The organism is Pseudomonas sp. NY15181, from assembly GCF_048068055.1.
GTDB lineage: Bacteria > Pseudomonadota > Gammaproteobacteria > Pseudomonadales > Pseudomonadaceae > Pseudomonas.
The window spans coordinates 462,834-481,055 of record NZ_JBLUPT010000002.1 but is presented as its reverse complement, the minus strand read 5'-3'; the positions used below and the strand labels follow the sequence as shown (position 1 = coordinate 481,055).

The window sequence follows — 18,222 nt, the reverse complement described above, 5'->3', positions numbered from 1 at the left end:
CATTAGTGCGCTGACATTCAGGACGGATGCCATCCATGGCCAACCAACGGCAATACCCGCGTACCCCTATGAAGTGCCGGATCAAGATCAGCCATCCCAGCTTCGGCGAGGTGTTCGGCCATACCCGCGATCTGTCCGACGGCGGCGTCTATGTGCGCCACGAGGCGCTGGCTGGATTGCCCAGCGGCACCCAGGTCAGTGGCCAGGTGCAGGACCTGCCGATAGAGGCGCCGGTTCTGCTGATGGAAGTGATTCGCACCGACGCCGAGGGTGCGGGTTTTCGATTCGTCGAAGGCGCCTGAGTACGCCCGTTCGCGAGCAAGCGCTCCTACGGACAAGCCACAGTGCATGCCTGTAGGGGTGATCTCAGGGGGCCGACCGGGTGCACCCGTCTCTCCTGTGAAAGCCTCTCCGCTCTCCCCGCAGCCGATCTCCATCTGAACAAAAAACACTCAGTAAAAACCTGACTTCAGGGTCCGGATCGGATAGAATGCGCGCCGCTCGGCATGGTGCCGGGCATGGGTTCCCTCACCCCATCGACGAAAAAGGCCCAAGCATGTCGGCATCCCTTCCGGCGGCAAGGCGCGGCGCACTCGCCGGCCTGGTCGCGTTCCACATCCTGATCATCATCGCCAGCAACTACCTGGTGCAGCTGCCAATGACCCTCTTTGGCTGGCACACCACCTGGGGCGCATTCAGCTTCCCGTTCATCTTCCTGGCCACCGACCTCACCGTCCGCCTGCTCGGCAAGCGCCCGGCGCGGCTGGTCATCGCGCGGGTGATGATTCCGGCGCTGCTGGCTTCCTACGTGATCTCGGTGATCTTCCAGGAAGGAGCCTTCAGAGGTTTCGCCTCCCTGGGCGAATTCAACACCTTCGTCGCGCGGATTTCCCTGGCCAGCTTCCTCGCCTACGTGTTCGGCCAGATTCTCGACATCCAGGTCTTCGACCGCTTGCGGCGGATGCGCCAGTGGTGGATCGCCCCGGTGGTCTCGACCCTGTTCGGCAACCTGCTGGACACCTTCACCTTCTTCTCCATTGCCTTCTGGCACAGCGACAACGCCTTCATGGCCGAGCATTGGGTGGAGATCGCCTGGGTCGACTACGGCGTGAAGCTGGCGGTGATGCTCATGCTCTTCGTGCCGCTCTACGGCATGCTGCTCAGCGCCATCACCCGCAACCTGCGCCGGCAACCTTCGGTGGCCTGAGCTCGCAGCGCAGTAGCGTCCGCGCTGCTCCGCCGACCATGAAAAAGGGCGCCTAGGCGCCCTTTGTCTTGTCCAGCTTGCGCAGGAACACCGTCATCTCCTTTTCCGCCTGCTTGTCGCCATGGGCCTGGGCGGCCGCCAGGCCGTCGGTCCAGGCAGCGCGGGCGCCGTCGAGGTCGCTCCCTGCCTGCAGCGCCTTGCCCAGCAGCTTCCAGGCGGCGGAATACTTCGGGTCCTGCTCCACGCAGCGGCGCAGGTGCTCGGCGGCCTTTGCCGCATCGCCAGCATCCAGATAACCCTTGCCCAGGCCGAAGCGCAGCAGCGGGTTATCCACACCCTTGGCGAGCATTTTTTCCAGCGAGTCGATCATGGCGGGCCTCCGGTTACGTCGCCCGTCATTGTGCCTCAACTGCGCCAGAAGGCGGGCGTCAGCAGGATCAGCAGTGAGAACACCTCCAGCCGCCCGAGCACCATCGCCAGGCTCAGCACCAGCTTGGCGCTGGCCGGCAGGCTGCCGTAGTGCACGGCCGCTTCACCCAGCGCCGGACCGAGGTTGTTCAGGCAGGAAGCCAGGGTGGAGAACGCCGTGAGCTGGTCCACGCCCAGCGCCAGCAGCACCAGCATCAGGCTGACGAAGGTCACCAGGTAGATTGAGAAGAATGCCCACACCGACTCCACCACGCGGTCCGGCACCGTGCGCCGACCCAGCTTCACCAGGAACACCCCGTTGGGGTGCAGCAGGCGCAGGAACTCGCGCATGCCCTGGCGGTACACCAGCAGCACGCGCATCACCTTCATGCCGCCGCCGGTGGAGCCGGCGCAGGCGCCGATGAAGGTGCTGTAGAGCAGCAGGTAGGGCAGCAGCGTCGGCCAGGTGCTGAAATCCGCGAGACCGAACCCGGTGGTGGTGGCCACCGAGACCACCATGAAGGCCGCATAGCGAATCGATTGCAGCGGCGACTCGTAGTGATGATGGAGGATGAGTGTCGCCGCCGTGATCAGGAACAGCGCCAGCAGGATGCCCAGGTACGCCCGGCACTCCGGGTCCTTCAGGTAATGGCTGATCCGGCGCTGGCGCCAGGCGAGGAAGTGCAGGCTGAAATTGATCCCGGAGACCACCAGGAAGAACATGCAGATCAGCTCGATCAGCGGGCTGTCGAAGTAGCCGATGCTAGCGTCATGGGTGGAGAAGCCGCCGATGGCGATGGTCGAGAAGCTGTGGCCGATGGCGTCGAACAGGCTCATGCCGGCTGCCCAGTAGGCCATTGCGCAGGCCAGGGTCAGGCCGCAGTAGAGGAACCACAGGGTCTTGGCGGTATCGGCGATGCGCGGCGAGAGCTTGTTTTCCTTGAGCGGGCCGGGCATTTCCGCGCGGTACAGCTGCATGCCGCCGATGCCGAGCATCGGCATCACCGCCACCGCCAGCACCACGATGCCCATGCCGCCCAGCCATTGCAGTTGCTGGCGGTAGTAGAGGATCGCGTGGGGCAGCTTATCCAGGCCGGTGAGGACGGTGGCGCCGGTGGTGCTCAACCCGGAGAAGGCTTCGAACAGCGCGTCGGCGACGCCCATGTGCGGTGCGTCGGACAGCGCGAAGGGCAAGGCCCCGAAGGAGCCCAGCACGATCCAGAACAGCGCGGTCACCAGGTAGCCGTCGCGGATGCGCAGGTCCTGATTGTGCTTGCGGCAGGGCCACCAGATGGCGAAGCCGGTCAGCAACGTGACCAGGAACGACAGCGCGAAGGGCTGCCAGGCGTGCTCGGTGTAATAAAGATCCACAAGCAGCGGCGGCAGGTGCGTGGCGCTGAACAGCATCAGCAGCACGCCGAGGATTCGACCGATGGAGGAGTAGCGCATGACCGTAGGCAGACAAGCTGGAACAGACCACGCAGGGTGACAAGGGAGGGACGGCGGCGCTGTAGGACCTGTCTGAAAGCGCCGCGGATTTAACTGGCAAGGCCGCCCAAGGGCGGCCTGGATGGCTTAGAAGAAGGTCAGGCCCGCCTGGAACAGGCGCTCCACGTCGCGGATGCGCTTCTTGTCGACCACGAAGAGGATCACGTGGTCGCCGGTTTCGATCACCGTCTCGCCGTGGGCGATCAGCACGTCATCGTCGCGGATCACCGCACCGATGGTGGTGCCCGGCGGCAGGTGCACATCACTGATCTTGCGGCCGATCACCTTGCTCGACTTGGCATCGCCGTGGGCGACCACCTCGATGGCCTCGGCGGCGCCCCGGCGCAGCGAGTGCACGCTCTCGATGTCGCCGCGGCGCACGTGGGTCAGCAGGGTGCCGATGGTGGCCAGCTGCGGGCTGATGGCGATGTCGATGTCGCCGCTCTGCACCAGGTCCACGTAGGCGGGGTTGTTGATCAGTGTCATCACCTTGCGCGCGCCGAGCCGCTTGGCCAGCAGCGAGGACATGATGTTCGCCTCGTCGTCGTTGGTCAGGGCGAGGAACAGGTCGGTGTCGCCGATGTTCTCTTCCATCAGCAGGTCGCGGTCGGAGGCGCTGCCCTGCAGGACGATGGTGCTGTCCAGGTGATCCGACAGGTGCCGGCAGCGGGCCGGGTTCATCTCGATGATCTTCACCTGGTAGCGGCTCTCGATGGCCTCGGCCAGGCGCTCGCCGATGTTGCCGCCGCCGGCGATGATGATCCGCTTGTAGCTGTCCTCCAGCCGGCGCATCTCGCCCATCACCGCGCGGATGTGGGCCTTGGCGGCGATGAAGAACACCTCGTCGTCGGCCTCGATCACCGTGTCGCCCTGGGGGATGATCGGCCGGTTGCGGCGGTAGATCGCCGCCACGCGGGTATCGGCGTTGGGCATGTGCTCGCGCAGCTGGCGCAGCTCCTGGCCCACCAGAGGTCCGCCGTAGTACGCGCGGATGCCCACCAGCTGCGCCTTGCCCTCGGCGAAGTCGATCACCTGCAGGGCGCCGGGGTATTCCACCAGGCGCTTGATGTAGTTGGTCACCACCTGTTCGGGGCTGATCAGCACGTCGACCGGAATCGCCTCGTTGTCGAACAGTCCGGTGCGGGTCAGGTAGGCGGCTTCACGCACGCGGGCGATGCGCGTCGGGGTGTTGAACAGGGTGTAGGCGACCTGGCAGGCCACCATGTTCACCTCGTCGCTGTTGGTCACCGCCACCAGCATGTCGGCGTCGTCGGCGCCGGCCTGGCGCAGCACGGTGGGGAAGGAGGCCTTGCCCTGGACGGTGCGGATATCCAGGCGATCGTTGAGGTCGCGCAGGCGTTCGCCGTCGGTGTCGACGACCGTGATGTCGTTGGCTTCGCTCGCGAGGTGCTCGGCCAGAGTGCCGCCGACCTGGCCGGCACCGAGGATGATGATCTTCATGGAGCGGGGTGCTTTCCGTTTCGATCCTTGGGGGTTCGGCGCCTGTTACCTGGCCGAAATCTTGATCAGCTTGGCATAGTAGAAGCCGTCATGCCCGCCCTGCTGCGGCAGCAGCTGGCGGCCGTGGGGCTGCTTGATGCCCCAGGGGCCGGGCAGATCCAGCTCGCGGGCGCCGGGGGTGCGACCGAGGAACGCAGCGATCTGCTCGCTGTTTTCCTGCGGCATCACCGAGCAGGTCGCGTAGACCAGCACACCGCCCACTTCCAGCGTCGCCCACAGCGCATCGAGCAGTTCGCCCTGCAACTGGGCCAGCGCCTCGATGTCCTCGGCGGTGCGGGTCAGCTTGATATCCGGGTGGCGGCGGATCACCCCGGTGGCGGAACAGGGCGCGTCCAGCAGGATGCGCTGGAAGGCCTTGCCGTCCCACCATTTGGCGGTGTCGCGGGCGTCGGCGGCGATCAGCTCGGCCTTGAGCTGCAGGCGCTCGAGGTTCTCCCGTACGCGCACCAGGCGGCTTTCTTCCAGGTCCACGGCGACCACGCCGGCCAGCGCGGACTCGGCCTCCATCAGGTGGCAGGTCTTGCCGCCGGGAGCGCAGCAGGCGTCCAGCACGCGCTGGCCGGGCGCCAGCTCCAGCAGGTCGGCGGCCAGTTGCGCGGCCTCGTCCTGCACGCTGACGCGGCCTTCGGCGAAGCCGGGCAGCTCGCGCACGTCGCACGGCTGCACGAGGTTGATGCCGTCGCGGCTGAACTCGCAGGCGGTGGCTTCGAAGCCGACGCGGTTGAGTTCTTCCAGATAAGCATCACGGCTGCCGTGGCGGCGGTTCACCCGCAGGGTCATGGGCGGATGGGCGTTGTTGGCGGCGCAGATGGCTTCGAACTGCTCCGGCCAGGACTTCTTCAGGGCTTTCTGCAGCCAGCGCGGATGCGCGAGGCGTGCGGCCGGGTCCTTGTCGACTTCTGCCAGCAAGGTCTCGCTCTCACGCTGGGCTCGGCGCAGCACGGCGTTGAGCAGGCCCTTGGCCCAGGGCTTCTTCAACTTGTCCGCACAGCCAACGGTCTCGCCGATGGCCGCGTGCGGCGGAATGCGGGTGTAGAGCAACTGGTACAGGCCGACCAGCAGCAGGGCCTCGACATCGCGGTCGCCGGCCTTGAACGGCTTCTGCAGCAGGCGCGCGGCGAGGGTGGACAGGCGCGGCTGCCAGCGGGCGGCGCCGAAGGCCAGCTCCTGCACCAGGCCGCGGTCGCGCGGCTCGACTTTCTCCAGCTGGGTCGGCAGAGAGCTGCCCAGCGAGGCACGGCCGGCAAGCACGGCGGCCAGTGCGCGGGCCGCCGCGAGACGAGGATTCGTGCTCATTTGCCCAGCACCTGGCCAGAGGCGAACTGCTCGCGGCGGCTGTTGAACAGGTCGGCGAAGGCCAGCGGCTTGCCGCCGGGCAGTTGCAGGCGGGTCAGCAGCAGCGCGCCTTCACCGCAGGCGACCAGCAGGCCGTCGCGGCTGGCGTCGAGGATTTTGCCGGGCTCGCCTTTGCCCTGTGCCGGCTTGGCGCCGAGCACTTTCAGCGCGGCTTCGCCGAGGGTGGTGTGGCAGACCGGCCACGGGGTGAAGGCGCGAATGCGGCGCTCCAGCTCGTCGGCCGGGCGCGTCCAGTCGATCCGCGCCTCTTCCTTGTTCAGCTTGTGCGCGTAGGTGGCCAGGGCGTCGTCCTGGACCTCACCCTTGAGCGTGCCGGCGGCAAGACCCGAGATGGCCTCGACCACGGCCTTGGGGCCGAGCTCGGCCAAGCGGTCGTGCAGGCTGCCGCCGGTGTCTTCGGCGGAAATCGGCGTGCAGACCTTGAGCAGCATCGGTCCGGTGTCCAGGCCCGCTTCCATCTGCATCACGGTGACGCCGCTCTCGGCATCGCCCGCCTCCACAGCGCGCTGGATCGGCGCGGCGCCGCGCCAGCGCGGCAGCAGCGAGGCGTGGCTGTTGATGCAGCCCAGGCGCGGGATATCCAGCACCACCTGCGGCAGGATCAGCCCGTAGGCCACCACCACCATCAGGTCCGGCTTGAGCGCAGCCAGCTCCGCTTGAGCCGCGGGATCGCGCAGGGTCGGCGGCTGCAGCACGCTCAGGCCGTTCTCCAGGGCCAGCTGCTTGACCGGGCTGGGCATCAGCTTCTGGCCGCGACCGGCCGGGCGGTCCGGCTGGGTGTAGACGGCGACGATCTCGTGGGGAGTAGCGAGCAGGGCCTTGAGGTGCTCGGCGGCGAATTCCGGGGTACCGGCGAAGACGATGCGCAGTGCTTGGCTCATTTCGGGCTCTTCAAAAAGAAAAGGCTTGCCGGGGCAAGCCTTTGGGGGATGGGGTCACGCCTGTTGCCGGTGCTGCTTTTCCAGCTTCTTGCGGATGCGGTCGCGCTTGAGGTTCGACAGGTAGTCGACGAACAGCTTGCCGTTCAGGTGATCGCACTCGTGCTGGATGCACACGGCGAGCAATTCCTCGGCGATTTCCTCGAACGGCTTGCCGTCGCGATCCAGCGCCTTGATGCGCACGCGCAGAGGACGGTCTACATTTTCGTAGAAGCCGGGGACCGAGAGGCAGCCTTCCTGGTAGGGGCCTTTCTCTTCGGTCAGCTCTTCCAGCACAGGATTGATGAACACGCGTGGTTCGGATTTGTCCTCGGAGAGGTCCATCACGATGATCTGCTTGTGCACGTTCACCTGGGTGGCGGCCAGGCCGATGCCGGGGGCCTCGTACATGGTCTCGAACATGTCGTCGATCAGTTGGCGAACGCTGTCATCGACCTCCGTGACCGGCTTGGCGATCGTGCGCAGGCGCGGATCGGGGAATTCGAGAATGTTCAGAATGGCCATATGCGTTTGTGATGCACTTGTGGAATAAAGTCAAAATCGACTGCTAATATGCTGAGCAGCATCGAAAAACGGCTGGAAAGCGCGGTAGGGGCGGCTTCCAGGCGTTTCATGTGTACACATAATAAAGGGATTCACCGCATGAGGAAAACACTACTCGCCCTGCTGCTGCTGGCCGCAGGCGGGGTGGCCCAGGCTGCCGTGCAGCTCAAGGAAGGTCACCCGGATCGCTATACCGTAGTGAAAGGCGACACCCTCTGGGACATCTCCGGCAAGTTCCTCAGCAAGCCGTGGAAGTGGCCGGAAATCTGGCACGTGAATCCGCAGATCCAGAACCCGCACCTGATCTACCCGGGCGACGTGCTGAGTCTGGTGTACATCGATGGCCAGCCGCGCCTGATGCTCAACCGCGGCGAGTCGCGCGGGACCATCAAGCTGTCGCCGCGGGTGCGCAGCACCCCGATCGCCGAAGCGATCCCGACCATTCCGCTGGACAAGATCAACGCCTTCCTGCTCTCCAACCGCATCGTCGATGACGAAGCCGCCTTCACCGACGCGCCCTACGTGGTTGCAGGCGACCAGGAGAGCGTGATCAGCGGCGCCGGCGACCGTGCCTACGCCCGTGGCACGTCGCTGACCGAAGAGAACAGCTACGGCATCTTCCGCCAGGCCAAGGTCTACTCCAACCCCGAGACCGGCGAAGTGCTCGGCATCGACGCCATGGACGTCGGCGGCGCCAACGTCACCGCGAAGGAAGGCGACGTCGCCACCCTCCAGCTGACCCGCACCACCCAGGAAGTCCGTCCGGGCGACCGCCTGTTCCCCACCGAGGAGCGCGCGATCACCTCGACCTTCATGCCCAGCGAGCCGTCCACTCCGGTCAACGGCACCATCATCGACGTGCCGCGCGGCGTGACCCAGATCGGCAAGTACGACGTGGTGACCATCGACAGGGGCTCCCGCGACGGTCTGGCCGAAGGCAACGTGCTGGCGATCTACAAGCTGGGCGAAACCGTGCGCGACCGCGTCACCGGCGACATGGTGAAGATCCCCAACGAGCGCTCGGGCCTGCTGATGATCTTCCGCACCTACAACCGCCTGAGCTATGGCCTGGTGCTGACCGCCAGCCGTTCGCTGGAAGTGAACGACAAGGTGCAGAACCCCTGAGTTCGCCCTGGCTCGAAGAAAACCCCGCTCCGGCGGGGTTTTTTATGGGCGAGTTTCGGAACGGTCCGACTGCGGCGGCGCGCCCCGGACGGCAAAGTCGGGTGAACGCCTCCCGTTCGCCGCAAAGGACTGCCGCCATGCCCGTCGAAATATCCCCCGCCGAATCCGAGGCGCGCCTGCGCCTGCACGCCCTGCCTGAGCTGGGCCCCAGGCGCTTCCGGCGCCTGATGTCGGCATTCGGCTCGGCTTCCGCTGCCCTGAGCGCGCCCGCCGCCGCCTGGCGCTCGCTAGGCCTGCCACAGGAATCCGCCGAACGGCGCCGGGATGCCGGTATCCGCGAGCAGGCTGCTGCCGCGCTGCGTTGGTTGGACGACCCCACCCACCATCTGCTGGCCTGGGACGATCCGGCCTACCCCGCGCTGCTGGCCGAGCTGGTGGACGCCCCGCCGTTGCTGTTCGTGGCGGGCGACGTGGCGTTGCTGGAACGCCCGCAGCTGGCCATGGTGGGCAGCCGCCGCGCCAGCAAGCCGGGGCTCGATACGGCGCGGGCCTTTGCCCGCAGCCTGGCCGGTGGCGGCTTCGTCATCACCAGCGGCCTGGCGCTGGGCATCGACGGCGCCGCCCACGAAGGCGCGCTGGAGGCAGCCGGTGGGACTGTCGCCGTGCTTGGCACCGGCCTTGAGCATCTCTATCCGCGCCGCCACGTCGGGCTGGCGCAGCGCATTGTCGAGCAGGGTGGCGCGCTGGTCTCGGAGCTGCCGCTGCATAGCCCGCCGCAGGCGGCGAATTTTCCCCGGCGCAACCGCATCATCAGCGGCCTCTCGCTGGGCGTGCTGGTGGTGGAAGCCAGCCCCTCCAGCGGCTCGCTGATCACCGCCCGCCTTGCAGCGGAGCAGGGACGCGAGGTCTATGCCATTCCCGGCTCGATCCATCATCCCGGCGCGCGCGGCTGCCACGAACTGATTCGCCAGGGCGCCTCGCTGGTGGAAAGCGTCGAGCATATCCTCGAGGGCCTGCGTGGCTGGACTCGGCAGGTCGAGCCGTCGACCCCCGCGGAACGGGCGCCCGCGCATCCCCTTCTCGACCTCCTGCGCGCGGCGCCGCAGAGCAGCGAACAGCTGGCGCTGGGCAGCGGCATGGAGCTGCCCGAGGTGCTGGTGGCGCTGACCGACCTGGAGCTGGACGGACGGGTGGCCTGCGAAGCCGGCGTCTGGGTGCATCGCGCCCCCTGAGCACGTAAACTGCCGCGCATTCGCGTGTTCGAGGAGTTCCCGATGTACAGCAACTGGCGTACCCAGCGCATGGCCAAGGTCGTGCGCGATGGCGGTGTGATCGCCTATCCGACCGAAGCCGTCTGGGGCCTGGGCTGCGACCCGTGGAACGCCGACGCGGTGTACCGCCTGCTGGCGATCAAGGCGCGCCCGGTGGAAAAGGGGCTGATTGTGGTGGCCGCCGATATCAGCCAGTTCGACTTCCTGCTGGATGACCTGCCCGAAGCCTGGCGGGAGAAAGTCGCCGCCAGCTGGCCCGGCCCGAACACCTGGCTGGTGCCGCATCAGGACCGCCTGCCCGAGTGGGTGACCGGCCAGCACGACACTGTCGCTCTGCGCGTCACCGACCATCCCCTGGTGCGCGAGCTGTGCCGCTACACCGGCCCGCTGATCTCCACCTCCGCCAACCCCGCCGGCCGCCCGGCCGCGCGTACGCGCCTGCGCATCGAGCAGTACTTCCATGATGAGCTGGACGGCGTGCTCGGCGGCGCCCTGGGCGGGCGCCGCAATCCGAGCCTGATTCGCGATCTGCGTACTGGCGAGACCGTAAGGCCTTCCTGAGCAATCGCAATGTTCTCAGGGTTTGCGTAGGGCGTATAACCGTTTGCGGTTATACGCCGATACAGCAGGCGTATCGCCACGACGGAGTTGATCCGGTCCCACCCTGCTCTCAGTACCTTGCCAGCGCCCAGGCCAAATCCGGTTTGCGCTGTGGCGATGGTCAAGCGGCGTATAACGCGGAGCGTTATACGCCCTACACCAAGGTGGATCAGGGCAACAGAATCGTAGACCCCGTGGTACGTCGTGCGGCCAGCTCGGTCTGTGCCTTGGCGGCATCCGCCAGGGCGAAGCGCTGGTTGATCTCCACCTTCACCTTGCCGCTGGTGATCATGCCGAACAGGTCGTCGGCCATGGCCTGCAGGCGCTCGTGGGTATTGGCGTAGCCGAACAGGGTCGGGCGGGTGACGTAGAGCGAGCCCTTCTGCGACAGGATGCCCAGGTTCACCCCGTCCACCGGGCCGGAGGCGTTGCCGAAGCTCACCACCAGGCCGCGCTGGGCGGTGCAGTCCAGCGAAGTCAGCCAGGTGTCCTTGCCCACCGAGTCATAGACCACAGGGCACTTCCTGCCTTCCGTCAGCGCCAGCACGCGCTCCACCACGTTCTCATGGCTGTAGTCGATGGTTGCCCAGGCGCCGTGGGCCTTGGCCATGTCGGCCTTGGCGGCGGAGCTGACGGTGCCGATCAGGTGCGCGCCGATGGCCTTGGCCCACTGGCAGGCGATCAGCCCGACGCCACCCGCCGCCGCGTGCCAGAGGATGGTCTGGCCGGGTTGCACGTTATAGGTCTGGCGCAGCAGGTATTGCACGGTGAGGCCCTTGAGCATCACCGCGGCGGCCTGCTCGAAGGTGATGGCGCCCGGAAGCTTCACCACGTTCGCCGCCGGTAGCACGTGCAGCTCGCTGTACGCACCCAGCGGGCCGGTGGCGTAGCCGACGCGGTCGCCCACCTTCACGCTGGTCACCGCGCTGCCGACGGCTTCCACTTCGCCGGCGCCTTCGGTGCCGACGCCGGAGGGCATCGTCGGCGCGGGATACAGGCCGCTGCGGTAGTAGGTGTCGATGAAGTTCAGGCCGATGGCGCGGTTGCGTACGCGCACCTCGTTGGGGCCGGGTTCTGCGGGGGTGTAATCGACGACTTCGAGAACTTCCGGGCCGCCGGTCTTGGCGAACTGAACACGCTTGGCCATGTGGATCTCCTGAATGACGGGGCGCCGACAGGGCCGGCGCCGCTCTGGGAAAAGACTTCCATCCAAGCCGGACGCTTGACGGCCGTCAAGGCCAGCTTTCCTGGCGAGGGTGATATGCTTGCCTCCGTTTCCGCACTTCAATCCCGCTCCGGCCTGCGCCACGCGTGGCTTTCCCGCTCCAAGGTGATTCTCGTGACCGACCGCATCGAGGCCGTGAAGGCCTACCTGCTCGACCTGCAAGACCGCATCTGCGCCGCACTCGAAGCCGAGGACGGCAGCGCCCGCTTCATCGAGGACGCCTGGGAGCGTCCGGCTGGCGGAGGTGGACGTACGCGGGTGATCGGCGATGGCGCGCTGATCGAGAAAGGTGGCGTGAACTTCTCCCACGTCTTTGGCAACGGCCTGCCGCCGTCCGCCAGCGCGCACCGCCCTGAGCTCGCCGGTCGTGGCTTCCAGGCGCTGGGCGTGTCGCTGGTGATCCACCCGACCAACCCCCATGTGCCGACTTCCCATGCCAACGTGCGTTTCTTCATCGCCGAGAAGGAAGGCGAAGAGGCCGTCTGGTGGTTCGGCGGCGGCTTCGACCTGACGCCCTACTACGCCCATGAGGAAGACTGCGTGCTCTGGCACCAGGTCGCCCGCGACGCCTGCGCGCCCTTCGGCGAGGACGTCTACCCGCGCTACAAGGAATGGTGCGACCGCTACTTCCACCTCAAGCACCGCAACGAGCCGCGCGGCATCGGCGGCCTGTTCTTCGACGACCTGAACCAGTGGGACTTCGACACCAGCTTCGCCTTCCTGCGCGCCATTGGTGATGCCTACATCGAGGCCTACCTGCCCATCGTGCGCAAGCGCAAGAATACGCCGTACACCGAGCAGCAGCGCGAGTTCCAGGCCTTCCGCCGGGGCCGTTACGTCGAGTTCAACCTGGTCTACGACCGCGGCACCCTGTTCGGCCTGCAGTCGGGCGGGCGTACCGAGTCGATCCTCATGTCGCTGCCGCCGCAGGTGCGCTGGGGCTACGACTGGAAGCCGGAGCCGGGGACCGAAGAGGCGCGGCTGACTGAGTACTTCCTGAAGGATCGGGACTGGCTGGCGCAGGCCTGACGTCCGTATCCCGGGCGGTTCGCGAGCAAGCTCGCTCCTACAGGCGGCTCCGAAGCAGCTTTTGTAGGAGCGAGCTTGCTCGCGAACATGGCTTGGCACCGTGGGAGGAAACCGGCACTCTCTCCGCCTTTTCCGATTTCTCGCCCCAGGATTCCCCATGGACCGCTACTGCGTCTTCGGCAACCCCATCGGCCACAGCAAGTCGCCGCAGATCCACCGCCTGTTCGCCGAGCAGACCGGCCAGGCGCTGACCTATGACGCGCGGCTGGCGCCGCTGGACGACTTCGCCGGGAATGCCCGTGAGTTCTTCGAGCAAGGGCTGGGCGGCAACGTCACCGTGCCGTTCAAGGAAGACGCCTATCGCTTGGCCACCGAACTGAGCGAGCGCGCGCGCCGGGCCGGCGCGGTGAATACCCTGAAGAAGCTCGAAGGAGGCGGCCTGCTGGGCGACAACACCGACGGCGCCGGGCTGACCCGCGACCTCACGGTGAACCACGGCGTCGTGCTGCGCGATGCGCGCATCCTGGTGCTGGGCGCGGGTGGCGCGGTGCGCGGCATTCTCGAACCCTTCCTCGCTGAGCAGCCGGCGTGCATCGTCATCGCCAACCGTACGGCGTCGAAGTCCAAGCAACTGGCGGAAGAATTCAAGGATCTGGGCAATGTGCGTGGCGGCGGTTTCGACCTGCGCGACGAGCCGTTCGACCTGATCGTCAACGGCACCTCGGCGTCCCTGGCCGGCGAGCTGCCGCCCATCGATCCGGCACTGATCAAACCGGGCCATACCGTCTGCTACGACATGATGTACGGCAAGGAGGTTACGGCCTTCAACCACTGGGCCGCCGAACACGGCGCGGCGCGCTGCATCGACGGGTTGGGGATGCTGGTGGAGCAGGCGGCGGAAGCCTTCCTGCTGTGGCGTGGCGTGCGGCCGGATTCGGCGCCGGTGCTGGAAGCGCTGCGGAAGCAGCTGAAAGGTTGAGAGTCGGCGTCGGCTGCGCCGGTCCATCGCCGAATCCATGACGTCGAGGTTCGGCTATCAGGCCGGGTCGACCGCACGCAAGCGGTGCATGCGCCTGCAGCAGCGCTTCATTGACTGGCTGCAGGCCGAACTGGAGCAGGATCGATGAACGAAACCCCGATCAAGGACTTCCACGCCCATGTCTATTTCGACGCGAGCAGTATCGAGCGCGCCCGCGCGCTGTGCGAAGAGGCGGCGCGCCGTTTCGGCGCGAAGATGGGCCGTGTCCATGAACGCCCGGTTGGCCCGCACCCGGACTGGAGTTGTCAGCTCGCCTTCGACAACGCCACCTTCGCCACCCTGGTGCCGTGGCTGGCGCTGAACCGCGATGGCCTGGTGATTTTCGTCCACCCCAATACTGGCGATGACCTGCGCGATCACCGTGACCACGGCATCTGGATGGGCGCGGTGCGGCCGCTGGATCTGTCGCTGTTCACGGGCTGACGCCCGCATTTTTGCTGGACGGTCAGGGACGGAAAGACTCAGGCCACCTTGTCGGTGGCCTGATGACTGTCTTCGAGGATGCCGCCGCTCAAGCTGTGGCAGTGGCGGAACAGCGCTTCGCTGAGCAGTTGCAGCGAGGGTGAGGCGAAGTAGGTCATCAACGCCGCTTCGTCGCGCCAGAGGCCGTGCAGCAGCCAGGGCCGGTTCGCCCCCGGGATGACCAGCCGGCATTCCAGGCAGCCCGGCGCGCGGCGGGCGCCGTCCACCAGGTTGTCGATCAGGGCGCCGAGCTGTGCCTCGTGTCCGCTCCGGGGATGGATCTGCAGCTCATGATGGATGGGGCGTTGCCAGGGCATGTCCTGTCCTCCGTGTGACGTCGAAGAGGTCCGAAGGTGGCTCCTCGGACGACTGACGGGAAGATTACCGGCCGGGAAGTGCCTGGCGTTATCCGGATGCTGCCGGCTTCTTGCCTGATCCTGCGCGGCTCTCGCCTCCCCGTTGGAAACGGCGTGTCCGCGCCCTGCACCGTCACGGTGCGCGCGTCGAAGCCGGCACGGCTTGTCCATTCCTGCCGATTGCTTGCCTGATCCTCCAGCGGCTGCCTTACTGTCACACTCGGCGCAGCGCTGCCGGCGTAAGCTGCGTGCGCCGCCACTGGAGGTCCCGCATGTCCCAGTCCTACGATCCCGTCGCCGCCGGCCGCCAGGAGCTGGCCGACATCATCCAGCGCCACTGCCAGGGTGAAGGCCTCTTCGAAACCGCCATCGATTCGCTGCTGCTGGCGCGCAGCGACTGCCCCAGCGAGGGGCGCATGCCGACGCTTTATCGCCCTGCCCTGTGCGTCATCGCCCAGGGCAGCAAGGAAGTGCGCCTGAGCAACGAGGTATACCGTTACGACGAACTCAACCTGCTGGTGGTGTCGGTGACCCTGCCGGTGTCCGGTCAGGTGATCGAGGCCTCGGAAGAAAAGCCGTACCTGTCGATTCGCCTGGATATCGATCCGGGCGAACTCACCCGCCTGATCGCCGAAGCGGGCCTTGCCGGCAGTACGCCCCGACCGGCCGGCCGGGGCATCTACCTGCAACGTGTGGATTGCACCGTGCTCGATGCCCTGTTGCGCCTCATGCGCCTGCTCGATACGCCGCGCGATATCCCGATGCTAGCGCCGCTGTTCGTCCGCGAGATTCTCTACCGCCTGCTGCGCGGCCCCCAGGGGCACCTGCTGCACGACCTGGCAATGACCGACAGCCAGACCCATCGGGTGACCCGCGCCATCGAGTGGCTCAACCACAATTTCGACAAATCCCTGCGCATCGAGGAGCTGGCGCGCGAGGTGAACCTCAGCGTGTCCACCCTGCACCACCGTTTCAAGGAAGTGACTGCGCTGAGTCCGCTGCAGTACCAGAAGCAGCTGCGCCTGCAGGAGGCGCGGCGGTTGATGCTGTCGGAGGGGCTGGAAGTGGCGGTGGCCGGGCATCGCGTGGGCTACGAGAGCCCGTCGCAGTTCAGCCGCGAATACAGCCGCCTGTTCGGCGCGCCGCCGCTGCGGGATTTGGCGAGTTTGCGCGGGGCGCTGGGAGAGGCGGCGGTGCCGGCGTGATCCGCTGTTGAGCTTGCTTTCGTAGGAGCGGACTCCGTCCGCGATGGCGTTTGCCGGTTATCACCACGGTTGGGCGGAGCATCGCGGACAGAGTCCGCTCCTACGGGTGTTTCATCCAGGCATTGGCGCGCGGGATTTCCCCTTCACCCCAGCCCTCTCCCTCAGGGCGAGGGGCCGTTCGGCGTGCATCGAGACAACTGAGTCAGTCGGCGGGCGCCGAGTTTTCAACGCGCTCAGGACAGTACCCTCTCCCTTCGGGAGCGAGGGCGCTCCCGGGCACCCAAAGTCAGCCATCAGCGCTCGTAAAGCTCCAACGGCAGCTCATCCGGATCGGCGAAGAAGGTGAATCGCTTGCCGGTCAGCTCATCCTCGCGGATCTGCTCGCATTTCACGCCGTGGCTTTCCAGGTGCGCCACGGCGGCATCCAGGTCGTCCACCGCAAACGCCAGGTGACGCAGGCCCTGCGCCTCGGGATAGGACGGCCGCGGCGGCGCGCCGGGGAAGGAGAACAGCTCCAGTTGCGTCTCACCCAGCGCCAGGTCGAGCTTCCAGGAGTCGCGCGCCTCGCGGTAGGTCTCGGCGATCACCCGCAGGCCCAGCACCTGGGTGTAGAAGTGCCGGGAGCGTGGGTAATCCGAGCAGATCAGGGCGACATGGTGGACGCTGTGCAGCAGGGGCATGGCGGTTGGCTTCCGAAAGGCGAACGCCCCATCCTGCCAGTCGTACACCCGGGGTCAATGCTGGCTGTCTGAATCTGCCGGTTGGAGTGTGGGCATTGTGCCTGCTAGCATCGCGCCGCCAACTCAAAACGGTCGACAGGATGTCCCCGTACGGCCGCACACGAAAGGAAGCAGCATGAAAAAGACCACCCTGGCCATCGCCATTCCCCTGGCCATCGTCGGCGTTGCCGTCGCCGGCGCCTGGTACACGGGCTCGCGCGTCGAGCAGGAAATCACCCGCGGCATCGAACAGGCCAACACCCTCCTCAAGACCGACGCCCCCGACCTGGGCATGAGCGTTTCCCTGCTCGGCGTGGAGCGTGGCCTGCTCTCCAGCAGCGCGCGCTACCAGGTGACCATCGCCGGCAACGACGGCGAGGCACCTACCACCCTGGTGTTCACCGATCGTCTGGAACACGGCCCCTTCCCGGCTTCGCGCCTGGCGGCCGGCAAGCTGGCTCCGGTCATGGCGCAAAGTCATTTCGCCCTGGAGCAGAACGAGTTCACCGCACCGCTGTTCGCCGCCGCCGCCGGCAAGGCGCCGATCAGCGGCGAGCTGGCCATTCATTACGACCAGCGCCAGGAAGGCGTCTTCGAGAGTGCCCCGCTGCAGTTCGCCAAGGACGGTGAGAGCCTGCGGCTGTCGCCGGCCAAGGTGAACTTCAGCGTGTCCGGCGACAGGAAGGACGTGCGCGCCGATGGCCAACTGGCCGAGGCCGACCTGCTGTTCCTCGACCCGCAGAGTGGCCAGCCGGTCCAGGTCCAGCTGCGTGACCTGGGCATCGCGGGCGACAAGAAGGAAAACGCCAACGGCTTCGCCCTCGGCCCCAGCTCGGTCAGCCTGAAGAGCCTGCTCGTGAAGGCCCCGGGCAGCCCGGAAGTGGAGCTGCGCCAGGCCGTTGGCGAGGAAGTGCTCAAGCAGGGCGAAAAGGGCCTGGACCAGACCCTCTCCTACCGCGTCGGCCAGTTGGTGGTCCAGGGCCAGGAGATTGGTGGCCTGAAGCTCGACACCAGCCTGCGCAACCTCGACGAGGGCACCCTCAAGTCCCTCAAGGAAACCTACAACGAGTACGGAATGAGCAGCGTCGGCGATACCGGCGAGCTGACCCCGGAGCAGGAAGAGGCGCTCAAGGGCCAGTTCCTGCGCCTGCTCGACAGCTCGCCGAAGCTGGCGCTGGATGAGCTGTCGCTGCAGACCGCCCACGGGGTGGCCAAGGTGTCCCTCGCCGTGGACCTGCGCAAACCCGCGAAGGCCGCCAAGACCCCGGACGAGATGGCCCGTAGCGTGCTGGCGTCGCTCACGGCCAACCTGAAGGTGGACAAGGCGGTGATCGGTGACGTCGTTGGGCTGCAGGCCTCGCTGGGTGGCGCGGAGGCCGGCAGCGTCGACCCGGTGGCGCTCAAGCAGCAGACCGACGCCATGACCGACCTGTTCAGCGGCATGGCGTTGCAATCGGAGTGGGCGGTGCTCGACGGCAACAGCCTGAGCAGCTCGCTGGCCTACGCCGACGACAAGGTGAAGTTCAACGGCAAGGACATGACCGCCGAGGAGTTCGTCGCCTTCGCCATGGGTTCCGCGCAGGGGCTGGGCCTGGGCGCTGGTGCCGACGAAGAAGCGGCGGAGCAGGCGGTGGAATAAGCCTCGCCTGAAACGAAAAAAGCCCGGCATTCGCCGGGCTTTTTTCTAGGAGCTGTCCTTGTAGGAGCGAGCTTGCTCGCGAACCCGCCCA

Annotated in this window: 19 protein-coding genes; 10 read left to right on the top strand and 9 right to left on the bottom strand. The window is 66.7% G+C overall.

Annotated elements, in window-relative coordinates; genetic code table 11:
* Positions 1–35 precede the first annotated feature (35 nt).
* A complete protein-coding gene (locus ACNFBT_RS07705) occupies positions 36–302 on the top strand; it encodes a PilZ domain-containing protein (RefSeq protein WP_416748003.1) in 267 nt (88 codons plus the stop codon).
* 254 nt (positions 303–556) lie between these two features.
* Complete coding sequence (locus ACNFBT_RS07700) at positions 557–1,207, top strand: 7-cyano-7-deazaguanine/7-aminomethyl-7-deazaguanine transporter (protein ID WP_205338350.1); 651 nt, start codon at positions 557–559, stop codon at positions 1,205–1,207.
* Between the two features lie 52 nt (positions 1,208–1,259).
* Here the strand turns inward: ACNFBT_RS07700 and ACNFBT_RS07695 are convergent, their stop codons facing one another.
* The 6 genes from ACNFBT_RS07695 to def form a co-directional block, all read right to left on the bottom strand.
* Positions 1,260–1,577, bottom strand: a complete 318-nt coding sequence (locus ACNFBT_RS07695) for a tetratricopeptide repeat protein (protein ID WP_416748001.1) — start codon at positions 1,575–1,577, stop codon at positions 1,260–1,262.
* A gap of 35 nt (positions 1,578–1,612) precedes the next feature.
* Positions 1,613–3,064 carry a TrkH family potassium uptake protein gene (locus ACNFBT_RS07690; protein ID WP_416747999.1) on the bottom strand — a complete coding sequence of 484 codons (1,452 nt, stop codon included), beginning with the start codon at positions 3,062–3,064 and terminating at the stop codon, positions 1,613–1,615.
* A gap of 126 nt (positions 3,065–3,190) precedes the next feature.
* Positions 3,191–4,564 (bottom strand): Trk system potassium transporter TrkA, encoded by a 1,374-nt coding sequence (trkA, locus tag ACNFBT_RS07685; protein WP_416747997.1) that lies wholly within the window; start codon positions 4,562–4,564, stop codon positions 3,191–3,193.
* Positions 4,565–4,609: 45 nt separating this feature from the next.
* Positions 4,610–5,920 (bottom strand): 16S rRNA (cytosine(967)-C(5))-methyltransferase RsmB, encoded by a 1,311-nt coding sequence (gene rsmB / locus ACNFBT_RS07680; RefSeq protein WP_416747996.1) that lies wholly within the window; start codon positions 5,918–5,920, stop codon positions 4,610–4,612.
* The gene (gene fmt / locus ACNFBT_RS07675) at positions 5,917–6,861 is read right to left on the bottom strand and encodes a methionyl-tRNA formyltransferase (protein WP_416747994.1); all 945 of its coding nucleotides are present in this window, start codon (positions 6,859–6,861) and stop codon (positions 5,917–5,919) included. Before fmt ends, rsmB begins: the two co-directional genes overlap by 4 nt.
* A gap of 54 nt (positions 6,862–6,915) precedes the next feature.
* Positions 6,916–7,422, bottom strand: coding sequence for a peptide deformylase (def, locus tag ACNFBT_RS07670; protein WP_416747992.1), 507 nt, complete (start codon positions 7,420–7,422; stop codon positions 6,916–6,918).
* A 138-nt stretch (positions 7,423–7,560) separates the two neighbouring features.
* Between def and ACNFBT_RS07665 the strand changes: the two genes are divergently transcribed.
* The 3 genes from ACNFBT_RS07665 (at position 7,561) to ACNFBT_RS07655 (ending at position 10,418) form a co-directional block, all read left to right on the top strand.
* A complete protein-coding gene (locus ACNFBT_RS07665) occupies positions 7,561–8,586 on the top strand; it encodes a LysM peptidoglycan-binding domain-containing protein (protein WP_416747990.1) in 1,026 nt (341 codons plus the stop codon).
* 137 nt (positions 8,587–8,723) lie between these two features.
* The gene (gene dprA / locus ACNFBT_RS07660; protein WP_416747988.1) at positions 8,724–9,818 is read left to right on the top strand and encodes a DNA-processing protein DprA; all 1,095 of its coding nucleotides are present in this window, start codon (positions 8,724–8,726) and stop codon (positions 9,816–9,818) included.
* 42 nt (positions 9,819–9,860) lie between these two features.
* Positions 9,861–10,418 (top strand): L-threonylcarbamoyladenylate synthase, encoded by a 558-nt coding sequence (locus ACNFBT_RS07655; RefSeq protein ID WP_416747986.1) that lies wholly within the window; start codon positions 9,861–9,863, stop codon positions 10,416–10,418.
* A gap of 208 nt (positions 10,419–10,626) precedes the next feature.
* On the opposite strand, the gene ACNFBT_RS07650 is transcribed toward ACNFBT_RS07655, so the two are convergent.
* On the bottom strand, positions 10,627–11,604 hold the full coding sequence (locus tag ACNFBT_RS07650) for an NADPH:quinone reductase (RefSeq protein ID WP_416747984.1): 978 nt from the start codon (positions 11,602–11,604) through the stop codon (positions 10,627–10,629).
* A gap of 192 nt (positions 11,605–11,796) precedes the next feature.
* Here ACNFBT_RS07650 and hemF point away from each other — a divergent pair, with 192 nt between their 5' ends.
* From hemF to ACNFBT_RS07635, 3 genes are all read left to right on the top strand, one after another.
* Positions 11,797–12,711, top strand: a complete 915-nt coding sequence (hemF, locus tag ACNFBT_RS07645) for an oxygen-dependent coproporphyrinogen oxidase (RefSeq protein WP_416747982.1) — start codon at positions 11,797–11,799, stop codon at positions 12,709–12,711.
* Between the two features lie 157 nt (positions 12,712–12,868).
* The gene (aroE, locus tag ACNFBT_RS07640; protein WP_416747980.1) at positions 12,869–13,690 is read left to right on the top strand and encodes a shikimate dehydrogenase; all 822 of its coding nucleotides are present in this window, start codon (positions 12,869–12,871) and stop codon (positions 13,688–13,690) included.
* Positions 13,691–13,834: 144 nt separating this feature from the next.
* Positions 13,835–14,173, top strand: a complete 339-nt coding sequence (locus tag ACNFBT_RS07635; RefSeq protein ID WP_416747978.1) for a DOPA 4,5-dioxygenase family protein — start codon at positions 13,835–13,837, stop codon at positions 14,171–14,173.
* A 38-nt stretch (positions 14,174–14,211) separates the two neighbouring features.
* On the opposite strand, the gene ACNFBT_RS07630 is transcribed toward ACNFBT_RS07635, so the two are convergent.
* Positions 14,212–14,529, bottom strand: a complete 318-nt coding sequence (locus ACNFBT_RS07630; RefSeq protein ID WP_416747976.1) for a putative quinol monooxygenase — start codon at positions 14,527–14,529, stop codon at positions 14,212–14,214.
* 311 nt (positions 14,530–14,840) lie between these two features.
* Between ACNFBT_RS07630 and ACNFBT_RS07625 the strand changes: the two genes are divergently transcribed.
* Complete coding sequence (locus tag ACNFBT_RS07625; RefSeq protein ID WP_416747974.1) at positions 14,841–15,773, top strand: AraC family transcriptional regulator; 933 nt, start codon at positions 14,841–14,843, stop codon at positions 15,771–15,773.
* 293 nt (positions 15,774–16,066) lie between these two features.
* Here the strand turns inward: ACNFBT_RS07625 and ACNFBT_RS07620 are convergent, their stop codons facing one another.
* Positions 16,067–16,453: a VOC family protein gene (locus ACNFBT_RS07620; protein ID WP_416747972.1), complete on the bottom strand. Its 387-nt coding sequence runs from the start codon at positions 16,451–16,453 to the stop codon at positions 16,067–16,069.
* 175 nt (positions 16,454–16,628) lie between these two features.
* On the opposite strand from ACNFBT_RS07620, the gene ACNFBT_RS07615 reads away from it, so the two are divergent.
* Entirely contained in the window at positions 16,629–18,131 is a 1,503-nt protein-coding gene (locus tag ACNFBT_RS07615) for a YdgA family protein (RefSeq protein WP_416747970.1), read from the top strand.
* Positions 18,132–18,222: the final 91 nt, after the last annotated feature.